Genomic DNA, 26193 nt, shown 5'->3' with positions numbered 1-26193 from the left:
TAAAGTATAAGTTTATTGCACTGAATTAAACCCCAAACTGTCTTAAATGATGGTCTAGATGTTTATATTGCATTTGTCCCCATTGCTCATGCGTGAAAGCACCAAAAGCAGGATGGGGCTCCCACGACTTTTTATTTTTTTCTCTGTGAAAGTCATTGATAAGCGATATCAATTTTTCTTTTTCTTGATCAAACCCTTTTTCTACTTCTACTTTAAAAGGACTAGGAGTGGGTAAGCTATGTTTCCATAATTTATCATTGTACATACTCTTTTTAAAGCTTTTGAACAAGAGCTTCATGACAGGGTTTGGTTTTTCCATCTCATACCTTCCCAATGCTAAATTTAGGGGAAATTGACAATGGTAGAGCATTTGTCCAACCTTCATTTTGCCCCATTGGGGTTTAGTAGATTTATCCAATTGATTTATACGTTCAATAATTTCGTTATGGGATTGGGTCTCAAACAGGGATTTCATATATTTCGATTTGTTGATCTTCAAATTACGAAGTTCATAATTCAGTTTCAAGTTCCTATAGAATTTTTGTATAAAAACCTTGGACCGATTCGGTTATCGAGCTTTAAAGCAATCTAAATTCCATTATATTTAGACCATGCAAGAAAAAATGGTTTCTTTTCCCATAAAAAGATGGGCAGACGATGATAGACCAAGAGAAAAGTTGGCGCACAAAGGACGATCAGTACTGTCTGATGCAGAATTAATAGCAATATTGATAGGTTCAGGAAATAAGGAGGAAAGCGCTGTACAGCTCGCCAAACGTATTTTGGCATCGGCAAACAACAATCTCAACGAGCTTGGCAAACTTTCCATAAACCAACTGATGCAGTTTAAGGGTATCGGAGAAGCAAAAGCAGTTTCAATAGCAGCCGCTCTCGAGGTAGGGAGACGAAGAAGGGGCGAAAATAACGAAAAAGTATCTAAAATTTCTGGAAGTAGGGACGCCTTTGAACTTTTGTATCCTCTAGTGGGCGATTTGGAACATGAAGAGTTCTGGATCGTGTATCTAAACAATTCCAACAAGGTAATCCATAAAGCCCAATTAAGCAAAGGTGGCATAACGGGAACTTTGGTAGATGTTAGATTGGTATTAAAACAAGCTCTGGAGCTTGGTGCAGTAGGTATAGTGTTGGCACACAATCATCCATCGGGCACACTAACTCCGAGCACTGCGGACAAACAAATCACCCAGAAGCTAAAAAAAGCCTCAGAGGCTTTGGATATAAAGATATTGGACCATTTGATACTTACAGGGAATTCATACTTAAGTTTTGCCGATCAAGGAATACTTTAGTCGATATAGCTATGTTATTGATATATACCCATAAAATCACTAACCGTCTCACATTTGTGACAAAGCAGATTTTTGAGAACATTCTTGGTCTGGAAATAACGTTTACGACAAAGGTTGAAGATTTTATAAAACACTCTGGTCCTAAAATAACCTATTCAAAAAAACCGCTGCAAAACGAATTCTTCATTAGGTGCAATGACCTATTATTTGAGCAGGGGATCAACGATTTGGACATTAAAATTTCTGATTGGGACGGTATGCCCTGCTTTTTTTCTTGTGGGGAAAATAGTTCAATACCATATGATGTTTTTTCAGCAAGTTTTTTTTTATTGAGCAGGTATGAAGAATACTTGCCTCACGTAAAAGATAGTGTTGGGAGATTTCCTGCTAAAGAAAGTGTGGCGTACCAAAATAAATTTTTGGAGCTTCCTATTGTTGATATTTGGGCCTATAAACTCTTAAATTCCCTTCAGCAACGTTTTCCAGACATTAAAAGTGCCAAAAGAACCTATAGTTTTACGTCGATAATTAATGTTACCACTTCGCATTGCTACGCATTGAGAGGTTTTACGAGAAGTGTTGGGGGGTTCTTTTTAGATCTGGGAAGTTTAAAATTTAAAAGTTTGGTCAATAGGATGTCCGTATTATTAGGACTAAAGAAGGACCCGTACAACAATTTCAGCGAATTGGTGGAAATCCATAAAAAATTTCCCATAAAAACTATGTTCTTCTTTCAGTTTGCAAAATATTCCTCTCACGATAAGAATATTTCTCCAAACAATAATAAGTTTGGGTATCTGATTAAATCAGTGGCAGATTATAGCACAGTATCTTTAAGTACTTCTTTTCTGTCATCTACGGATAAGATTGTATTAAAAGAGGAGAAGAAGCAACTAAATAATCTGATCAATAGACCGATAAATTATTCACGACTCAGGTATAATAGAGTAAATGTTCCAAGTACATATAGAAATCTAATAGAAGTGGAGTTTACAGATGATTTCTCTATGGGGTATACACATGAAATCGGTTTTAGGGCTGGAACGTGTACGCCATTTTATTTTTATGATATAAATATGGAGGTAAGGCAGCCTTTAAAGGTACATCCTTTCGCCATGCATGATTATGCTATGATACATTATAAAAAAAGAGAAGAAGTCTTCAGCAAAATGGATAGCATTTATAGAAATGTAAAGCAAGTAAATGGACAATTGGTAACAGTTTTTTCCAATGAGCTGCTGGGCAGTAACCATAAATTGAACTGGTTGGAACTCTATCAGTCTTTTTTGAAGCGTTATTATGTTTAAAGAAACAATCACTGATATTTTTTTTGATTTGGACCATACACTTTGGGATTTTGAAAAGAATTCGGCACTTACATTCCAAAAAATCCTGAAGAATACTAACATTGATGTTCACTTGGATGATTTTCTGAAAGTTTACGTACCTATCAACTTTGATTATTGGAAACTATATCGAGAGGAAAAAATCAGTAAAAAAGAACTCAGGTATCAACGATTAAGAAAGACTTTTGATACTATGGGCAAAACCGTTTCAGATAGTTCAATTAATACTTTGTCCCATAAGTATATAGAACAACTATCTGTTCACACCCATCTTTTTCCGCACACCATTGAGGTCTTGGAATATTTATCGCCAAAATACCGGTTGCATATTATAACAAATGGATTTCAGGAAGTTCAAGAGAAAAAACTGAAGAACTCAAGAATCCATAAATATTTTCAAAATATAATAGATTCTGAAACTGCAGGCGTTAAAAAACCGCATCCATATATTTTTGAACTGGCCCTTGAAAAAGCCAATGTTAAGCAAAAGAATGCTTTGATGGTGGGCGATAGTTTAGAGGCAGATATTAAAGGTGCGCAAGCAATTGGAATAAACACAGTGCATTTCAACTCACATAATGAACAGCTGCACGATTTATGTAAAATCATCAATAATCTCATTGAAATAAAAAGTATATTGTAGAGTTATATATGGTATAACAACTTTCTTTTGCGCCTTCTTAAAAAGCCTCAACCCCCATGAGAAAATTGCTATTTTATTTATTTATTGTTTTTTACTCTTTGATATCATCGCTTGGATGTTCTGACGAGCAGGACTTCGACCAAATTGACGATTTGGACGTAATTTCAAATGTAGCATCGAGTATTTTTTATCTAGAATCTGACGAACAATTTATAAACTCGGCGACAACAATCCAATCATTTTATTCCCAAACTTTCAGTTTTGATGCATTTAACGAGGAATTCGTAGCTGAACGATTATTGGAAGGTGTAATAATTTATGAAATAGAAAATACTACGAGTAAAAGAATTAGAGTTACTGTGGAATTTCTTGATGAAGCTGGCAACGTAATTGATTTGGAACTGTTTGAGATAGAACCCACGCCAGCTCAAATGCAGCGCATTGAAGTGCCATACGGTCCCAACGGCAAAGATTTAGGTATTCTCACCACTACCTCAAACCTTAGGGTAACTGGAAATAATTTAAGCGATACCTCTAGTACTTCTTCAATCTCAGAACCAAAAATTATCTTCAGGTCCGCTGCTGATTTTATATTCGGAATAGAATGAGATTTATCACTCTATCTTTTTTGATAACTTTTTTTTGGGCGATATTCCTGAGCGCCCAAAATAAGCAACTACTTTATGACTTTTATGAGATTCCCCAGGCTATCATGGTAAACCCTGGAGTAAAAACCCAACAAAAATGGCATGCAGGGATTCCAACCTTGTCCGGTCTTTCATTTCAAGCTGCTACAAGTGGAGCCACAGTAAATGACCTTTTTGCCAACGATGGAATAGATTTTACCACAAAATTTAGAGAAAGGTTAATAGAGGGAATGAGCCAAAAAGATGATTTTAGCACTACTAGTCAAATAGAAGGGTTCAATATAGGGTTCAGAGGAAAAAACAGGCCAGAAAATTTTTATTCCTTCGGGATGTACGGTGAAACGGATTTAATTGCATATTGGCCCAAAGATCTTGCAACATTGGCTTTTGAAGGTAATGGGGGTGCCAACATTGGAAGAAGCTTTGACCTTGGTCATCTGAATCTTAGGGGAGAAATGGTCAGCGTATTTCATTTTGGTATCAATCGTAAGGTCAATAACGAGTTGACTATTGGGGGTAGAGCCAAGATTTATTCCAGTATTTTTCACTTTAGGTCTACAAAAAACTCAGGTTCTTTCAGTACAACTGAGGGTGTGAATAACATCTATGCAAATTCCATTACGGCAGATATGGAATTACAAACATCCGGCGCTGATGGCTTTTTAGATATTATAGATGATGATACATCTTCCTCAAGAAGAGATGACCTACAGCGTTTGTTCACTAAAAGGGTTTTATTTGGGGGAAATTTAGGCTTGGGTTTCGATTTGGGATTTTCATATAACTTAAGTCCGCAAACGACCATCACGGGCAGTATATTGGACATTGGGCTTATTTATAATTCAAAGGACGTTCGAAATTTTACTCTAAGGGGAAGTGCAACCAATGAAGGTATAGAAGTTGTTTTACCCGAGGATGTTACCAATTTAGGAGTAGATCTTTGGCAGGATTTGATAGATGAAATTGAAGCAACCGTGCCTTTCGATGAAAATTCTTCAGGGTATATATCGTTTAGGCCGATCAAGCTTTATGGCTCTATTCGCCATAATTTTGGACAGCGGGAAAATTCATTTAAAAATTGTGGCTGTGCGGTTAATACCACTTCTGGTCAAAATGAAGATTTGTACGGAAATAGTGTGGGCGGACAATTGTTTCTTATGAAAAGACCTTTGGAAATACAGGCAGCACTCACTGGTTTTTATCAGAAAAGATTGGGCAGAACCCTTTCTTTAAAAACTGCATACACGGTGGACAAGTATTCTTTTACCAATATTGGATTAGGCCTAAATTTACAAGCGGGCCCTCTTAATTTTTATATTTTGGGAGACAACCTTCTGGCATATAGAAATGTTGCCGACAGCCATTACGCCTCTTTACAATTTGGATTTAATATTATATCTTGGAACAATAATTGATTACTTGCATTATATGAATTCGAAACTAATGTTTTTAATGGTTTTTGCGATGGTTTTAAGTAGTTCTGTGTATGGACAGCTTAACGATTATAAATATATTATTGTGCCAAAGAAGTTTGATGCATACAAAACTGAGAACAAACACCAGACCAGTACGATGATAAAGCACCTTTTTGCACAAAAGGGATTCAATGCAGTCTATGATGACGAATTACCGGAGGATTTGAGCAGGGATAGATGTCTGGGGCTTTTGGTAAATCTTGAGGACAATTCATCGATGTTTAGTACAAAAACTGTTCTAGTAATGAGGGACTGCACATCCAATGAGATTTTTAGAACATTGGAAGGTAGAAGTAAAGTAAAAGACTATAGAGCGGCATATTCAGAAGCTATTGAAAAGTCATTCGGTTCTTTTGATGGACTGCAGTACAAATACGAACCAAGGAAAAATATAGAAGTAACCGAAAAACCTATAACAGTAAGTTTTAAAAATGATGTGAAATCATTGGATGAAGCATCAAAACCCAAAATGGTCGTTCAAGAAGCTACTCCAGAGAACCAGAGCTTTAAAAGTATGGAGCCCAAATCTTCAAACTTTAAAAAAGCGGAAACCAAGATGAATGAATCCTTTACTTCTGAACTTTTATATGCGCAACCTATAGAAAATGGCTATCAACTTGTGGACAGTGCTCCTAAGGTTAGGATGAAATTGATAGAAACCTCCATAGAAAATGTTTTTTTGATAGATTATAAAGGAATAAGCGGTGTTGTCCTAAAAAAAGAAAATAGATGGTTCTTAGAATATTTGGAAGGGGGTACCAAGAAAATAGAAGAGCTCAACATCAAGTTCTAAAATTGGTATTTATCCTTCCAACGTTTTTTTAAAAATTCCTTCATAGCTTTTTCTCTAGGATTTTCTCCAGGTCTATAAAATGTTGTTCCGGATATTTCTTCAGGTAGAAACTCGATATCAATAAAATTGTCCTCATGGTCGTGGGCATAGCCGTAACCTTTTCCATAACCTAAATCCTTCATCAGCTTTGTTGGAGAGTTTCTAATAGCTAATGGAACGGATAAATCCCCTGTTTCCTTTACTTTTTGTTGTGCTTCTTTTATGGCCAGATAGCTTGCATTGCTCTTCGCGGAACTTGCAAGGTAGGTTGCACATTGGCTAAGGATTATTCTAGCTTCTGGATATCCAATCGTATTTACCGCTTGAAAAGCTGATGTAGCCATTACCAGTGCTGTTGGATTAGCATTTCCTATATCTTCAGAAGCCAAAATGACCATTCTCCTTGCAATAAACTTAACATCTTCTCCACCTTCAATCATTCGTGCCAACCAGTATACTGCAGCATTTGGATCACTTCCTCTAATGGATTTAATGAATGCAGAGATAATATCATAATGTTGTTCTCCTGTTTTATCATAAAGAACCGTATTCTTTTGAACTTTGTTAAGCACCAAATCATTGGTTATGATAACTTCTATATCTCTTTCAGAATTGATGATCAATTCAAAAATGTTCAGCAGTTTTCTTCCATCACCGCCAGATAATCGCAACAAGGCTTCAGTTTCTTTAAGGATTATTTTTTTTGACTTGAGCATATTGTCAGTATGCATAGCTCTGCTCAAGAGAGCTTCCAAATCTTTTTTTTCAAAAGGATTCAAAACATATACTTGACATCGGGATAACAATGCTGGAATAACTTCAAAACTTGGATTTTCGGTAGTGGCTCCAATAAGTGTGACCCAGCCTTTTTCAACCGCACCCAATAAAGAATCCTGTTGAGATTTACTGAAGCGATGGATTTCATCAATAAATAAAATAGGATTTTTGGAAGTAAACAAACCTCCACTCTGTTTTGCTTTTTCAATAACTTCCCTAACATCCTTTACCCCACTGCTTATTGCACTCAACGTATAAAAAGGTCTCTGGCTCTCGTTGGCTATAATGTTTGCGAGTGTGGTCTTACCGGTTCCGGGTGGCCCCCACAAGATCAGTGATGGTATAATCCCGTTCTTGATTTGGTTGGTTAAGGAACCTTGCTCGCCGACCAAATGGTTTTGGCTTATGTACTCTTCGAGTGTTTTAGGACGTATTCGTTCTGCAAGAGGTTCGTTCATAAAGATAAAAATAATATAAATTTACAGTATAGCTATATGGTTTTCTCTGTGTAGAAATGTAGATTACATGACAATTTGTAAAGGCTCAACGGTATGGTCAGGTAATTGCTTACCTTTTTCGATATGACAACGAATAATCATTTCAATTTTTCAAATTGGGTTATATTGGCTCCTCTGTTAGCCATATTGACTATTTGGACGGTTTTTTTGATTGAGCTTAGATTGGGCGCTAATTTTAATGAATATGGTATTTATCCCAGAAACCTTTCAGGATTGAAAGGTATTCTGTTCAGTCCTTTTTTACATGGTTCCGTGGAACATTTATATAACAATACCATTCCATTGGCGGTTCTTATTTCATTTTTAATGTATTTCTATAGGGAGGCAGCTTTAAGAACACTTATTCTGGGCATTTTTATATCAGGAATTTTAACATGGATAATTGGAAGGCCTTCCTATCATATTGGTGCAAGCGGGGTAATATATGTCTTGGCAAGCTTTATTTTTTTTAAAGGTGTTTTTGCAGGACATTTTAGATGGATAGCACTTTCATTGGTTATAGTTTTCATTTATGGTAGTATGATTTGGTATATTTTTCCCATTAAAGAGGGTATTTCATGGGAAGGACATCTTTCAGGCTTCATTACAGGTCTTCTTTTGGCAATCTTGATTAAAGTGAGAATTCCTTTGGAAAAGAAATATGATTGGGAAAAAGAGGATTATGACGAAGGAAAAGATACTTTTCTAAAACATTTTGATGAAAACGGAAATTTTATTGAAAATGGTGTGGATGAGTTGGATGATGAGAAAGTCAAAATCAATTATCATTATAAAAGGAAACCCACTGATAAAATCTAAGCCATCCTTTGTCGTACTGCTTCATAAAGAAATACTCCACAGGCCACAGAAACATTTAAGGAACCAATTTTACCAAGTAAAGGCAATTTGGCCTTATGATCTACCGAATCTATAATTGAAGACGATATACCCTTGCCTTCGGCTCCCATGATGATGGCGCATGGTACATTGAAATCAATGGCATAAACAGTGCTTTCTGTTTTTTCAGTAGCCGCCACAATTTGGATTCCCGAAGATTGTAAGTAGAATATGGCATCTTTTAAATGATCTACTTTTGAAACGGGAACATTAAATACCGCTCCCGCTGATGTTTTTACAGTATCTTCCGTTATAGGTGCTGCCCCACTTTTGGGAATTATGATTCCATCAACACCACAACATTCGGCAGTTCTTATGATGGCACCAAAATTTCTGACATCGGAAACTTGGTCCAGAAGCAAAAATAAAGGCTTATGATCCTTTTCAAGAATTCCTTCAACTAGTTCCTCAAAATCATGAAAATCAACAGGTGAGATATTTGCAACGGCGCCTTGATGATTATTTTTTGTTAAACGATTCAGCTTTTCAACGGGAACATAAGAGCAACTTATGCCATTTTTTCGTATTGAAACTTCCAATTCTTTAAACAATTCACCTCCCAAGCCTTTTTGAAGAAAGATTTTATTGATTGGACGTTGGGAGTCGATAGCTTCTATAATGGCGCGTATCCCATAAATTTGGCTGGTTTTTTGCATAAAAGCAAAAATAGGCAAAAACGTAGGTTCTTAAATATTGAAACACCAAAACTTAGCGCTAGAGGATTTTCATTTAATTCTAAAATGTGAAAAATTGACAAATGCTCCTAAAAAAAAATTGATATATTCATTTTTGTAAAAAGAAGCCTATAACTCTTTTCATATCTTTAAAGAATAATTCTATAATCAATTAAGTAATAAACAAATATCAATCATGAAGCGAAGTTTTTTTTATATCACACTTGGACTACTATCCGCTCAGTCCGTTTTGGCACAAGGAGCTGACTACAATGCAGATAATGAGTCTTTTGGAAATCAGCCTATGTTACAATATGCTTTTCAACAACTAAGCAGTAAATCATTGCAAAAAATTGATGAAGCTAACATTAAGGGATCGCCTTTTTATAGAAGGGGTTTTTTAGAGGGCTCAATTTATAGTAAAGATGGCCTAGAGGGCAAAAGTCTTATGCGCTATGATGGTTATAACGATGAGGTGCAAATAAAAATTAATCCAAAGGATACGGCCATAGTTAAATTGACACAGAATAAAGACATATACTGTGTTTTAGGTAGGGAAAAAATAGTTTACAGGGAATATTTCAATAAAGATGGTGAAGCTATAAACGGACATCTGTTCAAATTGGCAGAGGCAGACGATTTGGCACTGTATGAGCGTAGAATGAAAAAATATAAAGAAGGAAAAGCAGCTACAACATCTTTTGAAGTACCTGTTGCAAGCCGTTTCGTTTTACAGACAGAACTCTATTACTTGGATAAGGATGAAAATAAAATTCGGTTCTTTAAACCTTCTAAAAAAAATTTAATGACGCTGTTTAAAACTGATGATAAAACCAAAAATGAAAAATTGAAAAAATTTATTTCGGGTCACAATTTAAATCATAAAGATACACGGGATATTGTCCAAGTTTTTTATTTCTACAATAATTTATAATAGACCTTAATTTAAACATAAAAAAACCGCGCTCTTAGCGCGGTTTTTTAATTAAGCTTATTTATGGATTTCTTTAGTTATTTCCTAAAAATATAGCTGGCCAATCTTCACCACCTTCTCTTGTAAGTACTACACTTCCTGTATCACCTAGAGAATTGGAAAAGTCAATAGTCATTACTGGACCAACAACACTTGTGATTTCATATCCATAGGTGAAATCAGTATCATCGTTGTCATCATTGGGAACCACAACACTATCTTTTAAGTAAACTTCGCCATCAGGATTTAAACTTATACAATCCCATATGATAGTTACGTCTTCACCAGTTGCTGGACCTCTACCTGGGTAGCAGCTTTCAAACTGGCCAAAGCTCATATCTGAGGAAGAATACTCTCCAGATATAGGACTTCCTTCTCCGCCAGCAATTTGTGTCCAAGTAACATTTCCTGCAACTATGGTACCTTGTGAGCAACCTATTGGAACATTATCTCCAGGAGGCTCTTGACCGGGTGCAGTAGTATTTATAGTCGTTACATAGCTGTGCGTTCCGGATAAATCATCAGTGATGGAACAAGCTATCACTGGGAAATATTCAAAAGGTGCAGAGAAATAAGCTCCTCCACTTACTGGACCACCAACATCTGAATTCGTATATACTTCACCATTGGTCAATGATAGCACTAGACGGAATTCAAAACGATCTTTTCCTACAATCATAGTCTCATCAATACCAGTAGCAGCTATCAACTCGTCGGCAGTATATGAAACGGTTGCAACAGGAAGTCCTCTCTCACCATCCGTAAATTCGCTTGCTGTAAGTGTTTGTAATAACACTTCTGTAGTGGAGATGTCGGTACCATCATCAGAATTATCATCAAAGTTCACATAAACCTCTACACTTTCCAAAAGGTCGCCACTTTCTTCATCCTGTTCTTCTAAATCTATTGTATATGATGATCCATCCTCAAATTCGTTGGTATCAAAATTGTACACAAGATTATTGTCCTCATCTATGGTTCTTAAAACTGCTCCAGTACCCACCTGTGCGAGAATCTCATCAACGACCTTTTCTTCATCATCACAGGCAATTAGGGTAGCGAGCGCCAAACCTAAAATTGCAATTTTATTATTATATGTTTTCATATTTTTTTTTATCAAAATTATTAGTTTGCTGGTGGAAATTCTGGAAAGTCTCCATTGTTATCCCAAAAAACCTTTACAGTTTGATTAGGCTTAGGATCTTGAGAAGAATTATTGTTCACAAAATCGGCTGGATAATTCAATGACCTGATAAATGCTCCTGGATCAGGTTCAAAATTTGGTTGCAATGTAGTTGGATAGCCGGTTCTTCTATAATAATTGTAACCATCTATACCATTTCCGAACAATGCTACGAAATATTGTTCTGCAACAAGATCCCATTTAGCATCATCATCAGCTGCATTGTCAAAATCTTGATCAATTTGATTTACAAAATTAGTTACGTCACCTGGTGCAGCAGCGAATGAGTCATCAGCTCCACTATCCAGTGAACCGAATGTAAGCACTTTTTCGATAGACTTTCTTGCTCCCTCAATCATAAAAGCTTTACCTGCATCTATATCAGAAAGCATAGCTTCCTCTGCTCTCCAGAAATCTACCCAAGAAGCCAGTAGAATAGGTGTTACACCGGCTCCACCACCACCCGAGCCTACGGATAAGCCGTCAAAGCTACTATCATCAAATTTTCCTCCTGATGGATAAACACCATATACGGTTCTTAGAAATCCATCTGGCGGAATACCTGCGTTTTGTCCGTGATCTCTTCCCCAGTATCCATTGGGAAGGAAACAAAATGTGAACCCACCATCTATGTAGTGTGCAGGAACAGGTTCTAAAGAACATGCCAAAGTCTCTTCATTTGGTGGAGCTTCTGCTCCAGGAGTAGCTGAGTTTTGACGGTAAAAATAGTAACGGATCCTTGGATCACTACTTTCGTTCATATAGTTCATCAACCAATTTGGGAGATAATCCCCACCGCCCGAAGGAGTATAATTCTGCGCGTATCGTGGATGTCTTGCATCTGGCTGTACCGGATTCGATCCCCATTGGAATTGAAAATCCTCAGATGTCTCGTCGATATAATCCCCAGAATCCAAGATGGCATTAAAGCTGGCAATGGCGTTAGGCTCCACCAATCTTCTTTGTAAATGGATTTTCATTTTTAAAGTGTTGGCTGCCTTGATCCAATTGTCCCAATTTCCATTATAATAAAAATCATTGGCAGGCTCATTGGGTGCATCGAGTTCAAAATTTGCAATGGCATCGTCCAAAAGTGCCAATGCCGCATCATAGATACTGGACCCTGAATCTACATTTGGATTTAGGATTGGAGTTTCCGCATCACCTTGTAATGCCTCAGAATAAGGAATGTCCCCAAAGAAATCTACTAATGTCACAATAGTATAGGCTTCGATAACCTCTCCAATACCTATATGATGATACAAATTACCTTCTACAGCAGCTGGGGTCATCGCTCTAATATCAGCTAAAATTCCGTTGAATTCAAGACCGCTGGCCAAGGTTTGGTTGGCATCTGCTTGAAAAGCTATTTGCCACTCTGCGTTAAGCTGATTTGGATTGTAGTTAACGACATTTTGATAGTTACGTCCGTTCATGTAACCAATTCGTACCAAATCTCCTCCATTCCAACCCATCAGTTCTGTGAAGGTTGCAAAATCAACTTGAATGGAGTTCAAGAATAAATCTGGACTCGATTGGTCTGGTCGAAGTTGATTAGGATTTTCCGTTAAATCTAGTTCCACGGTCTCACAGGAGGTCATGAAGAGTACTCCTGAAAACAACACCAAACCTAGATATTTATATATGTTTTTCATTGTCATAATTTTTTACTGTTGTTTTACTTAAAAAGTAGCTTTTATACTTAAACCATATCTTCTGCCACTAGGTCCTGCCAAATAATCAAAACCTCTACCGTTACCTACACCTAAACCAGCTTGGTTAGGGTCGAAATTAGTTCCATCAGGCACATTCAAGGCTTTGTAAAATAAATTCTGACCTGATACCGTAAAGGTCAAGGCTCCAAACGGAGTCTTATCCAAGAATTTGGAAGGTAAGGAGTAGCCTAATGCAACTTCCTGTAAACGAATCACAGTACCATCAAAAATTCCAAGCTCATCAGGTCCGAACAACACGTTATTAAAGTAGAACGTGGAGTTATTGATTTGTTTTGTATTTACACTACCATCAGATTCTTGAACTCCAGGTAAGATGAATGTATTGATACGGTCAACTGTATCAGTTGTTAAACCTCTACCGAGCAGTGTGGAAACTGTTCTTGAATAAATATCGCCACCTTGTGTGTAATTCATCAAGAATGAAAAATTGAAATTCTTGAAAGAGAAATTATTGCTAACGTTCAATACCCAATCCGGATTAGGATCTCCGATTACGAACTGTCCTTGTTCAACAACATAATCTCCACCACTATCTACTAAGAATTCACCTGCATCGTTTCTGGCAATTCTATTTCCTACTATTACACCCAGTTGTTCCCCTTCTATGGCAGCATTACCTAAACTGTTAAGCGTACTGGCACCTGCATAAACAATAATATCGGTATCTTGACCCAAATCATCGACTGTGGTGTTATTGGTCGTGAAGTTTCCGTTGATTGACCAATTCACGCCATCTGAATCATTCCTGAAAATATCTACACCAAGATCAACTTCCAATCCATCTCCGCTGATTTTACCAACGTTGGTCTGTTGTGCATAAAATCCAGTAGATGGATCAAGCGGACGTGTTACAATTAAATCTGTTGTTGTTCTGTTGTAATAGGATGCTTCAAGAGAAACCCTATTGTTAAAGAAACGGGACTCTATCCCAACTTCGAATTCCCTTAATAGTTCAGGCTGTAGGTCAGGATTTCCCAAAAGATTTCCAACAGAGTTGGTCACTATATCGTTCCCGCCATTTTGAAAAAACTGTGTATTGATGTTTAGAACAGAAACCGTTGGATATCCGGTCGGGAAGTTTGCAGATGTTCCGTAACCAGCTCTAAACTTTAAATAGTTAAGTCCTTTTTCACTTTTAAGCCCATCAATTACTGTTGTAGGTATAAAAGACAAACTTGCACTAGGATAAAATGCTGACCTGTTCTCAGTAATTAAATTTGAGACCCAGTCATTTCTGGCGGCAAGCGTCAAATATATCCAGCGATCATAGTCGATATCGGTCTGCGCAAAAACACCTGCAATATTACGTTCTTGAAAAGACTGTATCTCATTTTGATTAGCAAAGTTCACGTGTCTAAGAACATTGAATACTTGTTGACCGTTACTGGAAACTCCATTTTGATCAAAAACTTCTCTTCTGGAAGTAAGCCCAGCATTGAACGTTAGGCCAACTTTGTCGGAAATATCATAATCACCATTTAAAATAATATCATGGTTTTGAATGGTATTGGTGTTGTTCCAAGTTTGATAAATACCGCTTACCAGTGCAGCATCTTCTTGTCCACGACCACCCCTGTTCTGATAATTCGTGTTGTTTTCACTATAGACATCCAAGCCAAAACGGTAAAGGATGTTCAAGTTATCATTAATGTTATAGGTAATTGAAGATTGCCCAAAAACTCTATTTACATTCTGTCTGAAACCTGAATTATTCACGGTCCAAAGTGGATGTTGGATACTATTGTTCTGTCTGTAGTAGGTACTGGAACCATCAATTGGATTCTGAAAAGGCAAGCCTTGTATATCAACACTTCGCGGTGTGAAGAACAGTTCCCCAAAGATTGATGAGCCTGTACCTGTAGCACCGTTACCTTCACTTGCGGCAACAGGAGGTGACCTAAAATCCGTATTCGAGAAGTTAAGTGTTCCTGCTACAGTGAATTTATTGGATAAAATTGCTCTACCTCCAACCCCTAAAGTGTATCTTTTAAGGTTGTTGCCAGGCGTAAATCCAGTATCATCCAAGTGGCCAAAGTTTGCATTATAAGATACTTTTCCATCTTCAGATGAACCTCTTACGTTAACCGAGTTACTCGTAACCGCTCCTGTTCTAAAGAAATTCTCGACACTATCATAAGGTCTCCAATCATAACGAGCACCTGCAAATTCTGGAAAAGCAGCTGGAATTCCAGTCGCTGCTGAAGCTGTGGAATATGGATGCGCCAAGGTGCCATTTTCATCAAAACCTACATTTGGTCTTGCATCTATACCATTCCCCCAACCTGCTACTCCATCTCTATCAAAACCAGGTCCCCAGTTACTGAAGAACCAACCAAATGCTTGATCAAATCCGTTACCAAACTCATCTTGGTAATCAGGCAAGGAGGCAATTTCGTTAAAGAACAAAGAAGAATTAACGGTTATTTCCGTTTTCTTTACTGCTCCGGATGCAGATCCGTTTTTGGTAGTAATAAGGATTACACCATTACGCCCTTGCGTTCCGTATAAGGTGGCTGCAGCCAAACCTTTTAGAATATTTACACTTTCAATGTTATTTGGGTCTAAGTCCAAAAATCTACTGGATCCCGAGTTACCGTTGAGGAAATCATCCCCAGAAGCTCCGGTTGCAGCTCCAGATGAATTCGTCTCACTGGAGAAAGGAACGCCGTCAACTATAAACAGTGGTTGGTTACTTCCGCTAAAAGAGCTGAAGCCACGTATTACAATATTCGTTCCCGAACCGGAAAGACCACTTTGTTGGGTAATGTTAAGACCTGATGCCTTACCAGTTAAAACCCTTCCGACATCTCCTTCAGGTCTTTGCTCCAATTCTTCGCTTCCAACTTCAGATACCGCATATCCTAAAGCTTGCTTTTCACGCTTTATACCCTGGGCGGTCACAATAACCTCTTCAAGTGCTTGGGCATCTTCGGACATCTGCACGTTAATCGTGGAACTGGCTCCAACTGTTTGTCTTTGCTCCTTTTGACCTATATAAGTAAAAAGAAGTGTTTGACCTGTACTGGCCGTGATGGAATAATTTCCATCAAAATCTGTTTGGGTACCATTAGTAGTACCTTCCACGACAATGTTAACTCCAGGCAACGGTAATCCATCGGAATCCGTAACTGTACCTGAAATCGTCTTGTCTTGTGCAAAGGTTACCTGCACAACAAACGCCAATAACAGCGTTAACAATCCATTAAGTTTTGTTCTCATTTTTAAATTTATTTGAATTAGCTGGCCCTAAAGTCATAATTTCATGTTAATAATCCAAACTAATGTTACTAATTTTTTAAGAAATCTTTGGCAAATGTGTTTTAATCAAAATCAGATTCAATTTTTAAAGAGTATTCAATAGGGTGGGTAAATTATTGATAGGATGATAAATAGGAATATAATTTGAGACTATTATATTTAAATAAAAAACGATTACTCGTGGTATTTATCATTCAATAAAATTATTTTTAAATGTGTTGCTGGTAATATATATGTTGGATTTATAATTATACCTTAATATTATATGTACTTTTTTTATCCTTTTTATGTTGATTGGATTTTAATATCAAAGAATATAATCACTCAAATCCGTAAAAGCTATCAATAGCTCAAAAGCTTTTAAATAAAGCTGATTTCATATTTTTTTTCTATATGTTTAAAATTAATCTTCTGGGATTTGAATTATTCCGAAATATCACTACATTTGCAGCCCTCAAAAAGAGGGTTGTTTACATTTTTAATAGAAATTTTAATGCCAACAATTTCACAATTAGTACGAAAAGGAAGAGTCACAATTACCAAGAAGAGTAAATCGGCTGCTTTGGATTCGTGTCCTCAACGAAGAGGGGTTTGTACACGTGTATACACAACCACGCCAAAAAAACCAAATTCTGCAATGCGTAAAGTTGCAAGGGTTAGGCTTACAAATGGAAAGGAAGTAAATGCGTATATCCCTGGTGAAGGTCACAATCTGCAAGAGCACTCGATAGTATTGGTTAGAGGTGGAAGAGTAAAGGATTTGCCAGGGGTTCGATATCATATCGTCCGTGGCGCATTGGATACAGCGGGTGTTGCAGGTAGAACGCAACGTAGATCTAAGTATGGTGCAAAACGTCCTAAAAAATAAGAAGAGATGAGAAAAAAGCAGGCAAAGAAAAGGCCATTGTTGCCAGACCCAAGATTTAATGACCAATTGGTTACACGTTTTGTGAACATGATGATGTGGGATGGAAAAAAATCAGTTGCTTTCAAGGTTTTTTATGATGCAATCGATATTGTAGAAGAGAAAAACACAGACGAGGAAAAAACTGCTTTGGAATTGTGGAAAGATGCACTTTCCAATGTAATGCCACATGTTGAAGTGAGAAGTAGAAGAGTCGGTGGTGCTACATTTCAGATTCCAATGCAAATACGTCCAGATAGAAAAATATCTACAGCCATGAAATGGTTGATCAGTTACTCTAGAAAGCGTAACGAAAAATCCATGGCTCAAAAATTGGCTGCAGAAGTTTTAGCTGCAGCAAAAGAAGAAGGTGCAGCAGTTAAGAAAAGAGTGGATACTCACAAAATGGCTGAAGCCAATAAAGCATTCTCTCACTTTAGATTCTAGTTGGTAAAATGTCAAGAGATTTAAAATATACAAGGAATATAGGAATTGCAGCGCATATTGATGCTGGAAAAACCACCACTACAGAGCGTATACTTTTTTATACAGGTGTAAGTCATAAAATTGGTGAGGTGCACGATGGTGCGGCCACTATGGACTGGATGGAGCAAGAGCAAGAACGTGGTATTACCATTACCTCTGCTGCAACCACCTGTACATGGGAATTTCCTATAGAAAATGGAAAGCCTACAGAAGATACCAAAGGATACCATTTTAATATCATTGATACTCCTGGACACGTTGATTTTACTGTAGAAGTGAATCGTTCACTACGTGTCTTGGATGGTTTGGTTTTCTTGTTTAGCGCAGTTGATGGTGTTGAGCCACAATCAGAAACTAACTGGAGATTGGCCGATAATTACAAAGTTCCAAGAATTGGGTTCGTTAACAAAATGGACCGTCAAGGATCTAACTTTTTGATGGTTTGCAAGCAAGTGAAAACCATGCTTGGATCTAATGCTGTTCCAATTGTACTACCAATTGGAGACGAGGCCGATTTTAGAGGTATTGTCGACTTGGCCAAGAATAGGGCTATAGTTTGGCACGATGATAATTTTGGTTCAACATTCGATGTTGTTGATATTCCAGAAGAAATGAAAGGTGAGGTTAAGGAATATAGAGCTGCCTTAATTGAAGCCGTTGCAGAGTACGATGAAGAATTGATGGAAAAATTCTTTGAAGATGAAGATTCTATCACAGAAGAAGAAGTGCATGCCGCATTAAGAGCAGCTGTAATGGATAGGGCTATAATTCCCATGATTTGTGGTTCTTCATTCAAGAATAAAGGAGTTCAGTTTTTATTGGATGCCGTATGTCGTTATTTGCCATCACCAATTGACAAGGACGATATTGTTGGGACTGATCCAGATACAGGTAATGAAATTACCAGAAAGCCAGACCCAAAGGAGCCATTTTCTGCTTTGGCATTTAAAATTGCTACAGACCCTTTCGTAGGTCGCTTGGCATTCTTTAGGGCATATTCCGGTCGCTTGGATGCAGGTTCTTATATCTTGAATAATCGTTCAGGAAAAAAAGAACGTATTTCCCGTATTTACCAAATGCATTCAAATAAGCAAAATGCTATCGACTATATAGAAGCTGGTGATATTGGAGCTGCTGTAGGTTTTAAGGATATAAAGACTGGTGATACTATGTCTTCCGAAAAGCACCCTATCATACTTGAAAGCATGGATTTTCCAGATCCTGTAATAGGTATCGCAGTGGAGCCTAAAACCAAAGCTGATGTCGATAAATTGGGTATGTCTTTGGCAAAATTGGCCGAAGAAGATCCTACATTCCAAGTAAAAACGGATGAGGCATCTGGCCAGACCATTATTTCCGGTATGGGTGAACTTCACTTAGATATTATCGTTGACCGCTTACGTCGTGAGTTTAAAGTTGAGGTTAATCAAGGTCAACCTCAAGTTGAATACAAGGAAGCGATTACACAATCTGCCGATCATAGAGAAGTCTACAAAAAGCAATCTGGTGGTCGTGGTAAATTTGCAGACATCGTATTTACTATGGAGCCCGCTGGTGATGATGTGGAAGGATTGGAATTTGTAAATGTTATTAAAGGTGGTAACATACCTAAAGAATATATTCCATCTGTAGAAAAAGGATTTAAAGAGGCTATGAAGAATGGTCCATTGGCCGGGTTTGAGATGGATAGTATGAAGGTTACTTTAAAGGATGGTTCTTTCCACCCTGTGGATTCAGATTCACTATCCTTCGAGTTGGCCGCAAAAATGGGATACAAAGCCGCTGCAAAATCTGCAAGGTCAGTATTGATGGAGCCTATCATGAAAATTGAGGTATTAACCCCTGAAGAAAACATGGGTGATATTGTTGGCGACCTTAATAGACGAAGAGGAACAATTAGCGATATGAGTGATAGAGCTGGTTCCAAAGTAGTTAAAGGTGAGGTGCCTTTATCAGAAATGTTCGGTTATGTTACGTCATTGAGAACATTGTCTTCGGGTAGAGCAACTTCAACTATGGAATTTTCGCATTATGCAGAAACTCCAACCAATATTGCAGAAGAAGTTATTAAATCAGTTAAAGGAGTAACCGCTTAATTTTTCAGCAAGATGAGTCAAAAAATTAGAATAAAACTTAAGTCTTATGATCACAACTTGGTGGATAAATCTGCTGAGAAGATTGTAAAGACAGTTAAGACAACAGGCGCTGTGGTTACGGGTCCAATTCCATTGCCAACGCACAAAAAAATATTTACGGTTTTGCGTTCACCTCACGTGAACAAGAAATCCAGAGAGCAGTTCCAATTGAGTTCTTACAAGAGGCTCCTGGATATTTATAGCTCTTCATCAAAAACCATTGACGCACTTATGAAGCTTGAGCTTCCTAGTGGCGTTGAGGTGGAGATAAAAGTGTAAGTTATTAAACTACCTTGTTAAAAGGTGGTGGACATGTCCTGAGCGTTTCGCAAAGGAAAAATGGTGAAAGAAAAAAATCTGGGTCAGAGGATTTTCTTGACCCAAATTTTTTTGCCAACAAATTGGCACAATAAAATTTAAACAATTAATAATTATAAATATGTCTGGGTTAATAGGAAGAAAAATCGGTATGACCAGCATCTTCGACGAGAATGGAAAGAACATTCCATGTACCGTTCTTGAAGCTGGACCATGCGTGGTTACCCAAGTCAGAACCGAAGAGGTCGACGGGTACAGTGCCCTTCAGCTTGGTTTCGATGACAAGGCAGAAAGACGTGCAAACAAGGCTGAATTGGGTCATGTTAAAAAAGCAGGTGCTTCTCCTAAAAAGAAAGTCGTTGAGTTCCGAGATTTTGAAGGTGAGTTTAAATTAGGAGATACTTTAAATGTTGAGCTTTTCACAGAAGGAGAGTTTGTTGATGTTATTGGTACATCAAAAGGTAAAGGTTTCCAAGGTGTTGTTAAAAGACACGGTTTTGCCGGTGTTGGTCAAGCAACCCATGGACAGCACAACAGATTAAGAGCCCCCGGTTCTATTGGTGCTGCCTCGTATCCTGCAAGAGTTTTTAAAGGAATGAAAATGGCAGGTAGAATGGGTGGTGAAAGAGTAACAGTTCAAAACTTGAGAGTATTGAAAGTGGTTCCTGAGAAAAACCTTATCGTAGTGAAGGGTTGCGTTCCAGGTCATAAAAATGCTTACGTAACAATTGAGAAGTAATGAAGGTTGCAGTTTTAGATATTAAAGGAAAAGAAACAGGAAGAAAGGTTGACCTTTCTGATGATGTTTTCGCTATAGAGCCCAATGAGCATGCTATATATTTAGATGTTAAGCAGTATTTGGCGCACCAAAGACAGGGTACCCACAAAGCTAAGGAAAGAGCTGAAATAGCCGGTAGTACTAGAAAAATCAAGAAACAGAAGGGCACTGGTACAGCTAGGGCAGGTAGTATCAAATCTCCTATTTTTAGAGGAGGTGGTAGAATTTTTGGCCCAAGACCTAAAAATTACCAGCAAAAATTGAACAAAAATGTTAAGCGTTTAGCTCGTAAATCAGCCTTAACATTAAAGTCAAAAGAAAAGTCTATAATGGTGGTCGAGGACTTCAATTTTGAAGCTCCAAAAACTAAGGATTTCAAAGCATTTTTGACTTCTCTTGGAATAGAAAATAAAAAGTCTCTTATCGTGTTGGGCGATTCAAATAATAATGTATATTTGTCGTCGCGCAATTTAGAGCGTTCAGAAGTCATAATCAATTCAGAATTAAGTACTTACAAAATAATTAATGCTAAAAATGTAGTATTGACCGAAAGTGCTCTGGAAGGAATAGAATCGAACCTAAAGAAATAAGAATATCATGAGTGTGTTGATAAAACCAATCATTACGGAAAAAATGACCGCGGACAGCGAGCTTTTCAATCGTTATGGTTTCTACGTTAATCCAACGGCCAACAAGCTTCAAATTAAAGATGCTGTTGAGGCCACCTATGGTGTTTCTGTGAAAAAGGTTAGAACTATGAATTATGGTCCAAATCGTAAGAGTCGTTATGCCAAAACAGGAATCCAACACGGAAAAACAAATTCCTTGAAAAAGGCAATTGTTGATGTAGTGGAAGGCGATATTATTGATTTTTACAGTAATCTATAAAGACGAGAAATGTCAGTTAGAAAATTAAAACCGATAACCCCTGGACAGCGTTTTAGAGTAGTAAACGGATTTGACGCGATTACTACTGATAAGCCGGAGAAAAGTTTGCTTGCTCCGTTAAAAAAGTCGGGCGGTAGGAACAGTCAAGGAAAAATGACCATACGCCATAGAGGTGGAGGTCATAAAAGAAGGTATCGTGTTATCGACTTCAAAAGAGATAAACAAGGAGTAGATGCTAAAATTGTATCTATACAGTACGATCCCAATAGAACTGCATTTATTGCGCTAGTCGAATATAAAGATGGTAAGAAGAGATATGTAGTTGCCCAAAATGGAATGCAAGTAGGTCAGAAGATATCTTCAGGATCAAAAGCTTCTCCAGAAATAGGAAATGCACTTCCATTGAGTGAAATTCCATTGGGTACTATTATTTCCTGTATCGAATTAAGACCTGGTCAAGGAGCCGTTATGGCTAGAAGTGCAGGTACTTTTGCACAGCTAATGGCTAAGGATGGAAAATTTGTCACTATTAAATTGCCATCTGGTGAAACACGTATGATTTTAGCCAACTGTTTGGCCACTATTGGAGCTGTTTCCAACTCTGATCACCAATTGTTGGTATCCGGTAAAGCAGGTAGAAGCAGATGGTTGGGCAGAAGGCCAAGAACTAGACCAGTAGCAATGAACCCTGTCGATCATCCAATGGGTGGTGGTGAAGGAAGGGCTTCTGGAGGCCATCCAAGATCTAAGAACGGTATTCCTGCCAAAGGATTTAGAACCCGATCTAAGACAAAAGATACGAATAGATATATCATAGAACGTAGAAAGAAATAAAAGTAAAAGAAAATGGCACGTTCATTAAAAAAAGGACCTTACGTTCATCATAGTCTGGAAAAGAAAGTCCAGAACAACATAGATTCAGGTAAGAAAACGGTTATCAAAACATGGTCTAGAGCCTCAATGATAACGCCAGATTTCGTAGGACAAACCATAGCTGTACACAATGGGAGACAATTCGTTCCTGTTTACGTTACGGAAAATATGGTGGGTCACAAGCTTGGGGAATTTTCACCTACTAGATCTTTTAGAGGTCATGCAGGAGCTAAAAACAAAGGTAAAAAGTAAGTAAGCTATGGGAGTTCGTAAAAGACAGATGGCCGAAAGGTTAAAAGAAGAAAAAAAGCAGCTTGCTATTGCCAAGTTGAACAATTGTCCTACTTCACCAAGAAAAATGCGTTTGGTCGCCGACTTGGTAAGAGGAAAACAAGTAGAGATGGCACTCGCAATTTTGAGATTTAATCCTAAGGAAGCTTCAAGGAAGCTAGAGAAATTATTACTTTCCGCGATCGCCAATTGGGAATCGAAGAATGAGGAGGCCAATATTGAAGATGCTGACCTTGTTATAAAGGAAATCCGTGTGGATGGAGGTACTATGTTAAAAAGACTAAGACCAGCGCCACAGGGGAGAGCACATAGAATTAGAAAACGTTCCAATCATGTTACCATGATTTTGGAATCCAATAACAACGTTGAAAGCTAGAGTATAATATGGGACAAAAGACCAATCCGATAGGGAATCGTTTAGGAATCATCAGAGGATGGGAATCCAACTGGTATGGTGGTAACGATTATGGCGATAAGCTGGCTGAAGATGACAAAATAAGAAAGTACATTCATGCACGTTTGGCAAAGGCCAGTGTATCAAGAGTAATTATTGAAAGAACTTTAAAACTAATTACCATTACTATTACTACAGCTAGACCTGGTATTATTATTGGTAAAGGTGGGCAAGAAGTTGATAAGCTTAAAGAAGAGCTAAAGAAAATCACCAATAAAGAAGTTCAAATCAATATTCACGAAATAAAAAGACCTGAAGTTGATGCCAATCTGGTTGCTGCTAGCGTAGCACGACAGATTGAAAGCAGGATTTCATACAGACGTGCCATTAAAATGGCAATTGCAGCAGCAATGCGTATGAATGCAGAAGGTATAAAGATTCAAATCTCCGGACGTTTGAACGGAGCTGAAATGGCACGTTCAGAATCGTACAAAGATGGCAGAATACCTTTGTCTACATTTAGGGCAGATATTGATTATGCTTTGCATGAGGCGCATACTACTTATGGTAGGCTTGGAATAAAGGTTTGGATCATGAAGGGTGAAGTTTATGGTAAAAGAGAACTATCCCCGTTGGTAGGATTGTCAAAAGGTCAAGGAAAAGGCGGCAAACAAGATGGCAAAAAGCCACAACGCCGTAGAAAGTAATTAAGATAAAGTAAAGGTAAAATGTTACAGCCAAAAAGAACAAAATTTCGTAAAGCCCAGAAGGGACGTATGAAAGGTAATTCACAAAGGGGGCACCAACTTTCCAACGGAATGTTTGGTATCAAGTCCTTGGATTCACACTTCATAACTTCCCGTCAAATAGAGGCTGCGCGTATTGCTGCGACAAGGTATATGAAGAGGCAAGGTCAACTTTGGATTAAAATATTTCCGGACAAGCCCATTACCAAAAAGCCTCTTGAGGTACGTATGGGTAAGGGTAAGGGTGCTCCAGAATATTTTGTAGCGGTTGTCAAACCTGGAAGAATTATGTTTGAAGTTGCAGGTGTTCCCATGGACATTGCAAAGGAAGCTTTAAGACTTGCAGCTCAAAAATTGCCCGTGAAAACTAAATTTATCGTAGCTAGGGATTATTCCGCTTAATATTTAGAAGAAAGATGAAACAGTCAGAGATAAAGGAACTTTCAATTGAAGAGCTAAAAGAACGATTGGCCGAGTTGAAAAAGCAGCATGCCGATTTAAGGATGGCACATTCGGTTACACCTTTGGAAAATCCATTACAGATAAGAAAAACAAGAAGGACGGTAGCAAGACTTGCAACAGAATTAACTAAAAGGGAATTACAATAATTGGTTCTGCCTTATGGAAAAAAGAAATTTAAGAAAAGAAAGAGTGGGCGTTGTTACCAGCAACAAAATGGAGAAATCAATAGTGGTTTCTGAGGTAAAGCGTGTAAAACATCCAATGTACGGTAAGTTCGTTTTGAAGACAAAGAAATATGTTGCCCATGACGAGAAAAATGATTGTAATGAAGGTGACACCGTCAAAATAATGGAGACAAGACCATTGAGCAAGACTAAATGTTGGAGATTGGTTGAAATCCTTGAAAGAGCTAAATAATTATGTTACAGCAAGAATCTAGATTAAAGGTCGCGGACAATACAGGTGCAAAAGAAGTTTTGACCATTCGCGTACTGGGAGGAACAAAAAGAAGATATGCTTCTCTGGGAGATAAAATAGTGGTTACTGTCAAAGAGGCCGCTCCAAATGGAACAGTAAAAAAAGGTTCTGTCTCTACGGCTGTTGTAGTTAGAACAAAAAAAGAAGTAAGAAGACCTGATGGATCTTATATTCGTTTTGATGACAACGCTTGTGTTTTGCTGAATCCAACAGGAGAAATGAGAGGGACCAGAGTATTTGGACCAGTTGCCAGAGAATTAAGGGACAAACAGTTCATGAAAATAGTTTCACTAGCTCCAGAGGTGCTTTAAAAGAAATTTCAGACAGATGAAGTTGAAAATTAAAACAGGGGATACGGTTAGAGTCATTGCGGGAGACCACAAGGGCACAGAAGGTAAAGTACTTCGGGTTGACCGTGAAAAGAACAAGGCTATCGTTGAAGGTGCTAACACAGTTTCCAAACACGAGAAGCCAAGTGCTAACAACCCTCAGGGAGGAATTGTAAAAAAGGAAGCCCCTATCCATATTTCCAATCTTTCGTTGATTGATCCCAAATCAGGAGAAACAACAAGAATAGGTTATGAAGTAAGGGATGGGAAAAAAGTAAGGCTTTCCAAAAAATCCAATGAAGTAATTTAGTTATGAGTTACATTCCAAGATTAAAAAAAGAATATAAAGAACGTGTTGTTAAGGCACTTTCTGAGGAATTTGGTTACAAAAATGTAATGCAGGTCCCAAAGTTGGAAAAAATAGTGGTAAGCCGCGGAGTTGGAGCTGCAGTATCTGATAAAAAGCTTATTGACCATGCTGTTGATGAGTTGACAAATATCACTGGTCAAAAAGCCATTGCTACAATGTCCAAGAAAGATGTTGCGACCTTCAAATTGAGAAAGGGCATGCCTATTGGAGCTAAAGTTACACTACGTGGAGAAAGAATGTATGAGTTTCTGGATAGATTGATTACTTCCGCTCTTCCCCGTGTTCGTGATTTTCAAGGAATCAGAGCTACTGGTTTTGATGGTAGAGGAAATTATAACCTTGGTATTACTGAGCAAATTATTTTCCCAGAAATCAATATAGACAAAATCAACAGAATAAATGGGATGGATATCACATTCGTAACTTCTGCAGATACAGATAAAGAAGCAAAATCATTGCTAAGCGAATTGGGATTACCCTTTAAAAAGAACTAG

At 37.8% G+C, this 26193-nt stretch carries 31 protein-coding genes; 25 read left to right on the top strand and 6 right to left on the bottom strand.

Going from position 1 to position 26193, the window contains the following annotated elements; genetic code table 11:
* Positions 1-25: 25 nt before the first annotated feature.
* Complete coding sequence (locus HME9304_RS04015; protein WP_112377359.1) at positions 26-475, bottom strand: DUF1569 domain-containing protein; 450 nt, start codon at positions 473-475, stop codon at positions 26-28.
* Positions 476-611: 136 nt separating this feature from the next.
* Here HME9304_RS04015 and radC point away from each other — a divergent pair, with 136 nt between their 5' ends.
* Genes radC through HME9304_RS03985 form a run of 6 tightly spaced genes read left to right on the top strand, consistent with a single transcriptional unit; the run spans position 612 to position 6214 of the window.
* Complete coding sequence (gene radC / locus HME9304_RS04010; protein WP_112377358.1) at positions 612-1310, top strand: RadC family protein; 699 nt, start codon at positions 612-614, stop codon at positions 1308-1310.
* Positions 1311-1321: 11 nt separating this feature from the next.
* Complete coding sequence (locus HME9304_RS04005; RefSeq protein WP_112377357.1) at positions 1322-2617, top strand: polysaccharide deacetylase family protein; 1296 nt, start codon at positions 1322-1324, stop codon at positions 2615-2617.
* On the top strand, positions 2610-3299 hold the full coding sequence (locus HME9304_RS04000) for a YjjG family noncanonical pyrimidine nucleotidase (RefSeq protein WP_112377356.1): 690 nt from the start codon (positions 2610-2612) through the stop codon (positions 3297-3299). The genes HME9304_RS04005 and HME9304_RS04000 overlap by 8 nt, the downstream gene beginning before the upstream one ends.
* 56 nt (positions 3300-3355) lie before the next feature.
* The gene (locus HME9304_RS03995) at positions 3356-3907 is read left to right on the top strand and encodes a hypothetical protein (RefSeq protein ID WP_112377355.1); all 552 of its coding nucleotides are present in this window, start codon (positions 3356-3358) and stop codon (positions 3905-3907) included.
* Positions 3904-5361, top strand: coding sequence for a DUF5723 family protein (locus tag HME9304_RS03990; RefSeq protein ID WP_112377354.1), 1458 nt, complete (start codon positions 3904-3906; stop codon positions 5359-5361). The genes HME9304_RS03995 and HME9304_RS03990 overlap by 4 nt, the downstream gene beginning before the upstream one ends.
* A 13-nt stretch (positions 5362-5374) precedes the next feature.
* A complete protein-coding gene (locus HME9304_RS03985) occupies positions 5375-6214 on the top strand; it encodes a hypothetical protein (protein ID WP_123877338.1) in 840 nt (279 codons plus the stop codon).
* On the opposite strand, the gene HME9304_RS03980 is transcribed toward HME9304_RS03985, so the two are convergent.
* On the bottom strand, positions 6211-7488 hold the full coding sequence (locus tag HME9304_RS03980; RefSeq protein ID WP_112377352.1) for a replication-associated recombination protein A: 1278 nt from the start codon (positions 7486-7488) through the stop codon (positions 6211-6213). The genes HME9304_RS03985 and HME9304_RS03980 overlap by 4 nt on opposite strands.
* A 123-nt stretch (positions 7489-7611) precedes the next feature.
* Between HME9304_RS03980 and HME9304_RS03975 the strand changes: the two genes are divergently transcribed.
* On the top strand, positions 7612-8346 hold the full coding sequence (locus tag HME9304_RS03975; RefSeq protein ID WP_112377351.1) for a rhomboid family intramembrane serine protease: 735 nt from the start codon (positions 7612-7614) through the stop codon (positions 8344-8346).
* Here the strand turns inward: HME9304_RS03975 and rlmB are convergent.
* Positions 8343-9080 carry a 23S rRNA (guanosine(2251)-2'-O)-methyltransferase RlmB gene (rlmB, locus tag HME9304_RS03970; protein WP_112377350.1) on the bottom strand — a complete coding sequence of 246 codons (738 nt, stop codon included), beginning with the start codon at positions 9078-9080 and terminating at the stop codon, positions 8343-8345. The two genes, HME9304_RS03975 and rlmB, sit on opposite strands and share 4 nt — an antisense overlap.
* A gap of 214 nt (positions 9081-9294) precedes the next feature.
* Between rlmB and HME9304_RS03965 the strand changes: the two genes are divergently transcribed.
* Complete coding sequence (locus tag HME9304_RS03965) at positions 9295-10032, top strand: hypothetical protein (protein ID WP_112377349.1); 738 nt, start codon at positions 9295-9297, stop codon at positions 10030-10032.
* 73 nt (positions 10033-10105) lie between these two features.
* On the opposite strand, the gene HME9304_RS03960 is transcribed toward HME9304_RS03965, so the two are convergent.
* The 3 genes from HME9304_RS03960 to HME9304_RS03950 are packed head-to-tail and all read right to left on the bottom strand — an operon-like array spanning position 10106 to position 16209.
* On the bottom strand, positions 10106-11176 hold the full coding sequence (locus HME9304_RS03960; RefSeq protein ID WP_112377348.1) for a hypothetical protein: 1071 nt from the start codon (positions 11174-11176) through the stop codon (positions 10106-10108).
* Between the two features lie 20 nt (positions 11177-11196).
* Positions 11197-12909: a SusD/RagB family nutrient-binding outer membrane lipoprotein gene (locus tag HME9304_RS03955; RefSeq protein WP_112377347.1), complete on the bottom strand. Its 1713-nt coding sequence runs from the start codon at positions 12907-12909 to the stop codon at positions 11197-11199.
* 27 nt (positions 12910-12936) lie between these two features.
* Positions 12937-16209 (bottom strand): SusC/RagA family TonB-linked outer membrane protein, encoded by a 3273-nt coding sequence (locus HME9304_RS03950; RefSeq protein ID WP_112377346.1) that lies wholly within the window; start codon positions 16207-16209, stop codon positions 12937-12939.
* Positions 16210-16741: 532 nt separating this feature from the next.
* Here HME9304_RS03950 and rpsL point away from each other — a divergent pair.
* From rpsL to rplE, 17 genes are all read left to right on the top strand, one after another.
* A complete protein-coding gene (gene rpsL, locus HME9304_RS03945; protein WP_031445118.1) occupies positions 16742-17116 on the top strand; it encodes a 30S ribosomal protein S12 in 375 nt (124 codons plus the stop codon).
* A 6-nt stretch (positions 17117-17122) separates the two neighbouring features.
* Positions 17123-17599 (top strand): 30S ribosomal protein S7, encoded by a 477-nt coding sequence (gene rpsG, locus HME9304_RS03940; RefSeq protein ID WP_112377345.1) that lies wholly within the window; start codon positions 17123-17125, stop codon positions 17597-17599.
* A gap of 8 nt (positions 17600-17607) precedes the next feature.
* Positions 17608-19734 (top strand): elongation factor G, encoded by a 2127-nt coding sequence (gene fusA, locus HME9304_RS03935; RefSeq protein ID WP_112377344.1) that lies wholly within the window; start codon positions 17608-17610, stop codon positions 19732-19734.
* A 12-nt stretch (positions 19735-19746) separates the two neighbouring features.
* Positions 19747-20052: a 30S ribosomal protein S10 gene (rpsJ, locus tag HME9304_RS03930; protein WP_007094989.1), complete on the top strand. Its 306-nt coding sequence runs from the start codon at positions 19747-19749 to the stop codon at positions 20050-20052.
* Between the two features lie 160 nt (positions 20053-20212).
* A complete protein-coding gene (gene rplC / locus HME9304_RS03925; protein ID WP_112377343.1) occupies positions 20213-20830 on the top strand; it encodes a 50S ribosomal protein L3 in 618 nt (205 codons plus the stop codon).
* Positions 20830-21459: a 50S ribosomal protein L4 gene (rplD, locus tag HME9304_RS03920; protein WP_112377342.1), complete on the top strand. Its 630-nt coding sequence runs from the start codon at positions 20830-20832 to the stop codon at positions 21457-21459. Before rplC ends, rplD begins: the two co-directional genes overlap by 1 nt.
* A 7-nt stretch (positions 21460-21466) precedes the next feature.
* Positions 21467-21757: a 50S ribosomal protein L23 gene (gene rplW, locus HME9304_RS03915; RefSeq protein ID WP_112377341.1), complete on the top strand. Its 291-nt coding sequence runs from the start codon at positions 21467-21469 to the stop codon at positions 21755-21757.
* A 9-nt stretch (positions 21758-21766) separates the two neighbouring features.
* Complete coding sequence (gene rplB / locus HME9304_RS03910) at positions 21767-22591, top strand: 50S ribosomal protein L2 (RefSeq protein WP_112377340.1); 825 nt, start codon at positions 21767-21769, stop codon at positions 22589-22591.
* A gap of 12 nt (positions 22592-22603) precedes the next feature.
* The gene (gene rpsS, locus HME9304_RS03905) at positions 22604-22882 is read left to right on the top strand and encodes a 30S ribosomal protein S19 (RefSeq protein WP_097047030.1); all 279 of its coding nucleotides are present in this window, start codon (positions 22604-22606) and stop codon (positions 22880-22882) included.
* A 7-nt stretch (positions 22883-22889) separates the two neighbouring features.
* Positions 22890-23297 (top strand): 50S ribosomal protein L22, encoded by a 408-nt coding sequence (gene rplV, locus HME9304_RS03900; RefSeq protein WP_112377339.1) that lies wholly within the window; start codon positions 22890-22892, stop codon positions 23295-23297.
* Between the two features lie 8 nt (positions 23298-23305).
* On the top strand, positions 23306-24022 hold the full coding sequence (rpsC, locus tag HME9304_RS03895; RefSeq protein WP_112377338.1) for a 30S ribosomal protein S3: 717 nt from the start codon (positions 23306-23308) through the stop codon (positions 24020-24022).
* Positions 24023-24043: 21 nt separating this feature from the next.
* Positions 24044-24463, top strand: coding sequence for a 50S ribosomal protein L16 (gene rplP, locus HME9304_RS03890; protein ID WP_112377337.1), 420 nt, complete (start codon positions 24044-24046; stop codon positions 24461-24463).
* Positions 24464-24477: 14 nt separating this feature from the next.
* Complete coding sequence (gene rpmC / locus HME9304_RS03885) at positions 24478-24669, top strand: 50S ribosomal protein L29 (RefSeq protein WP_112377336.1); 192 nt, start codon at positions 24478-24480, stop codon at positions 24667-24669.
* 13 nt (positions 24670-24682) lie between these two features.
* Positions 24683-24940, top strand: a complete 258-nt coding sequence (gene rpsQ, locus HME9304_RS03880; protein ID WP_112377335.1) for a 30S ribosomal protein S17 — start codon at positions 24683-24685, stop codon at positions 24938-24940.
* Positions 24941-24942: 2 nt separating this feature from the next.
* The gene (gene rplN / locus HME9304_RS03875) at positions 24943-25311 is read left to right on the top strand and encodes a 50S ribosomal protein L14 (protein WP_055397059.1); all 369 of its coding nucleotides are present in this window, start codon (positions 24943-24945) and stop codon (positions 25309-25311) included.
* 16 nt (positions 25312-25327) lie between these two features.
* Positions 25328-25639 (top strand): 50S ribosomal protein L24, encoded by a 312-nt coding sequence (rplX, locus tag HME9304_RS03870; RefSeq protein WP_112377334.1) that lies wholly within the window; start codon positions 25328-25330, stop codon positions 25637-25639.
* Between the two features lie 2 nt (positions 25640-25641).
* Positions 25642-26193: a 50S ribosomal protein L5 gene (gene rplE / locus HME9304_RS03865; RefSeq protein WP_112377333.1), complete on the top strand. Its 552-nt coding sequence runs from the start codon at positions 25642-25644 to the stop codon at positions 26191-26193.

Origin of the sequence: Flagellimonas maritima (assembly GCF_003269425.1) — a bacterium.
GTDB classification, from domain to species: Bacteria; Bacteroidota; Bacteroidia; order Flavobacteriales; family Flavobacteriaceae; genus Flagellimonas; species Flagellimonas maritima.
The sequence above is the reverse complement of the archived record's forward strand: the minus strand, read 5'-3'. Positions and strand labels throughout refer to the sequence as shown.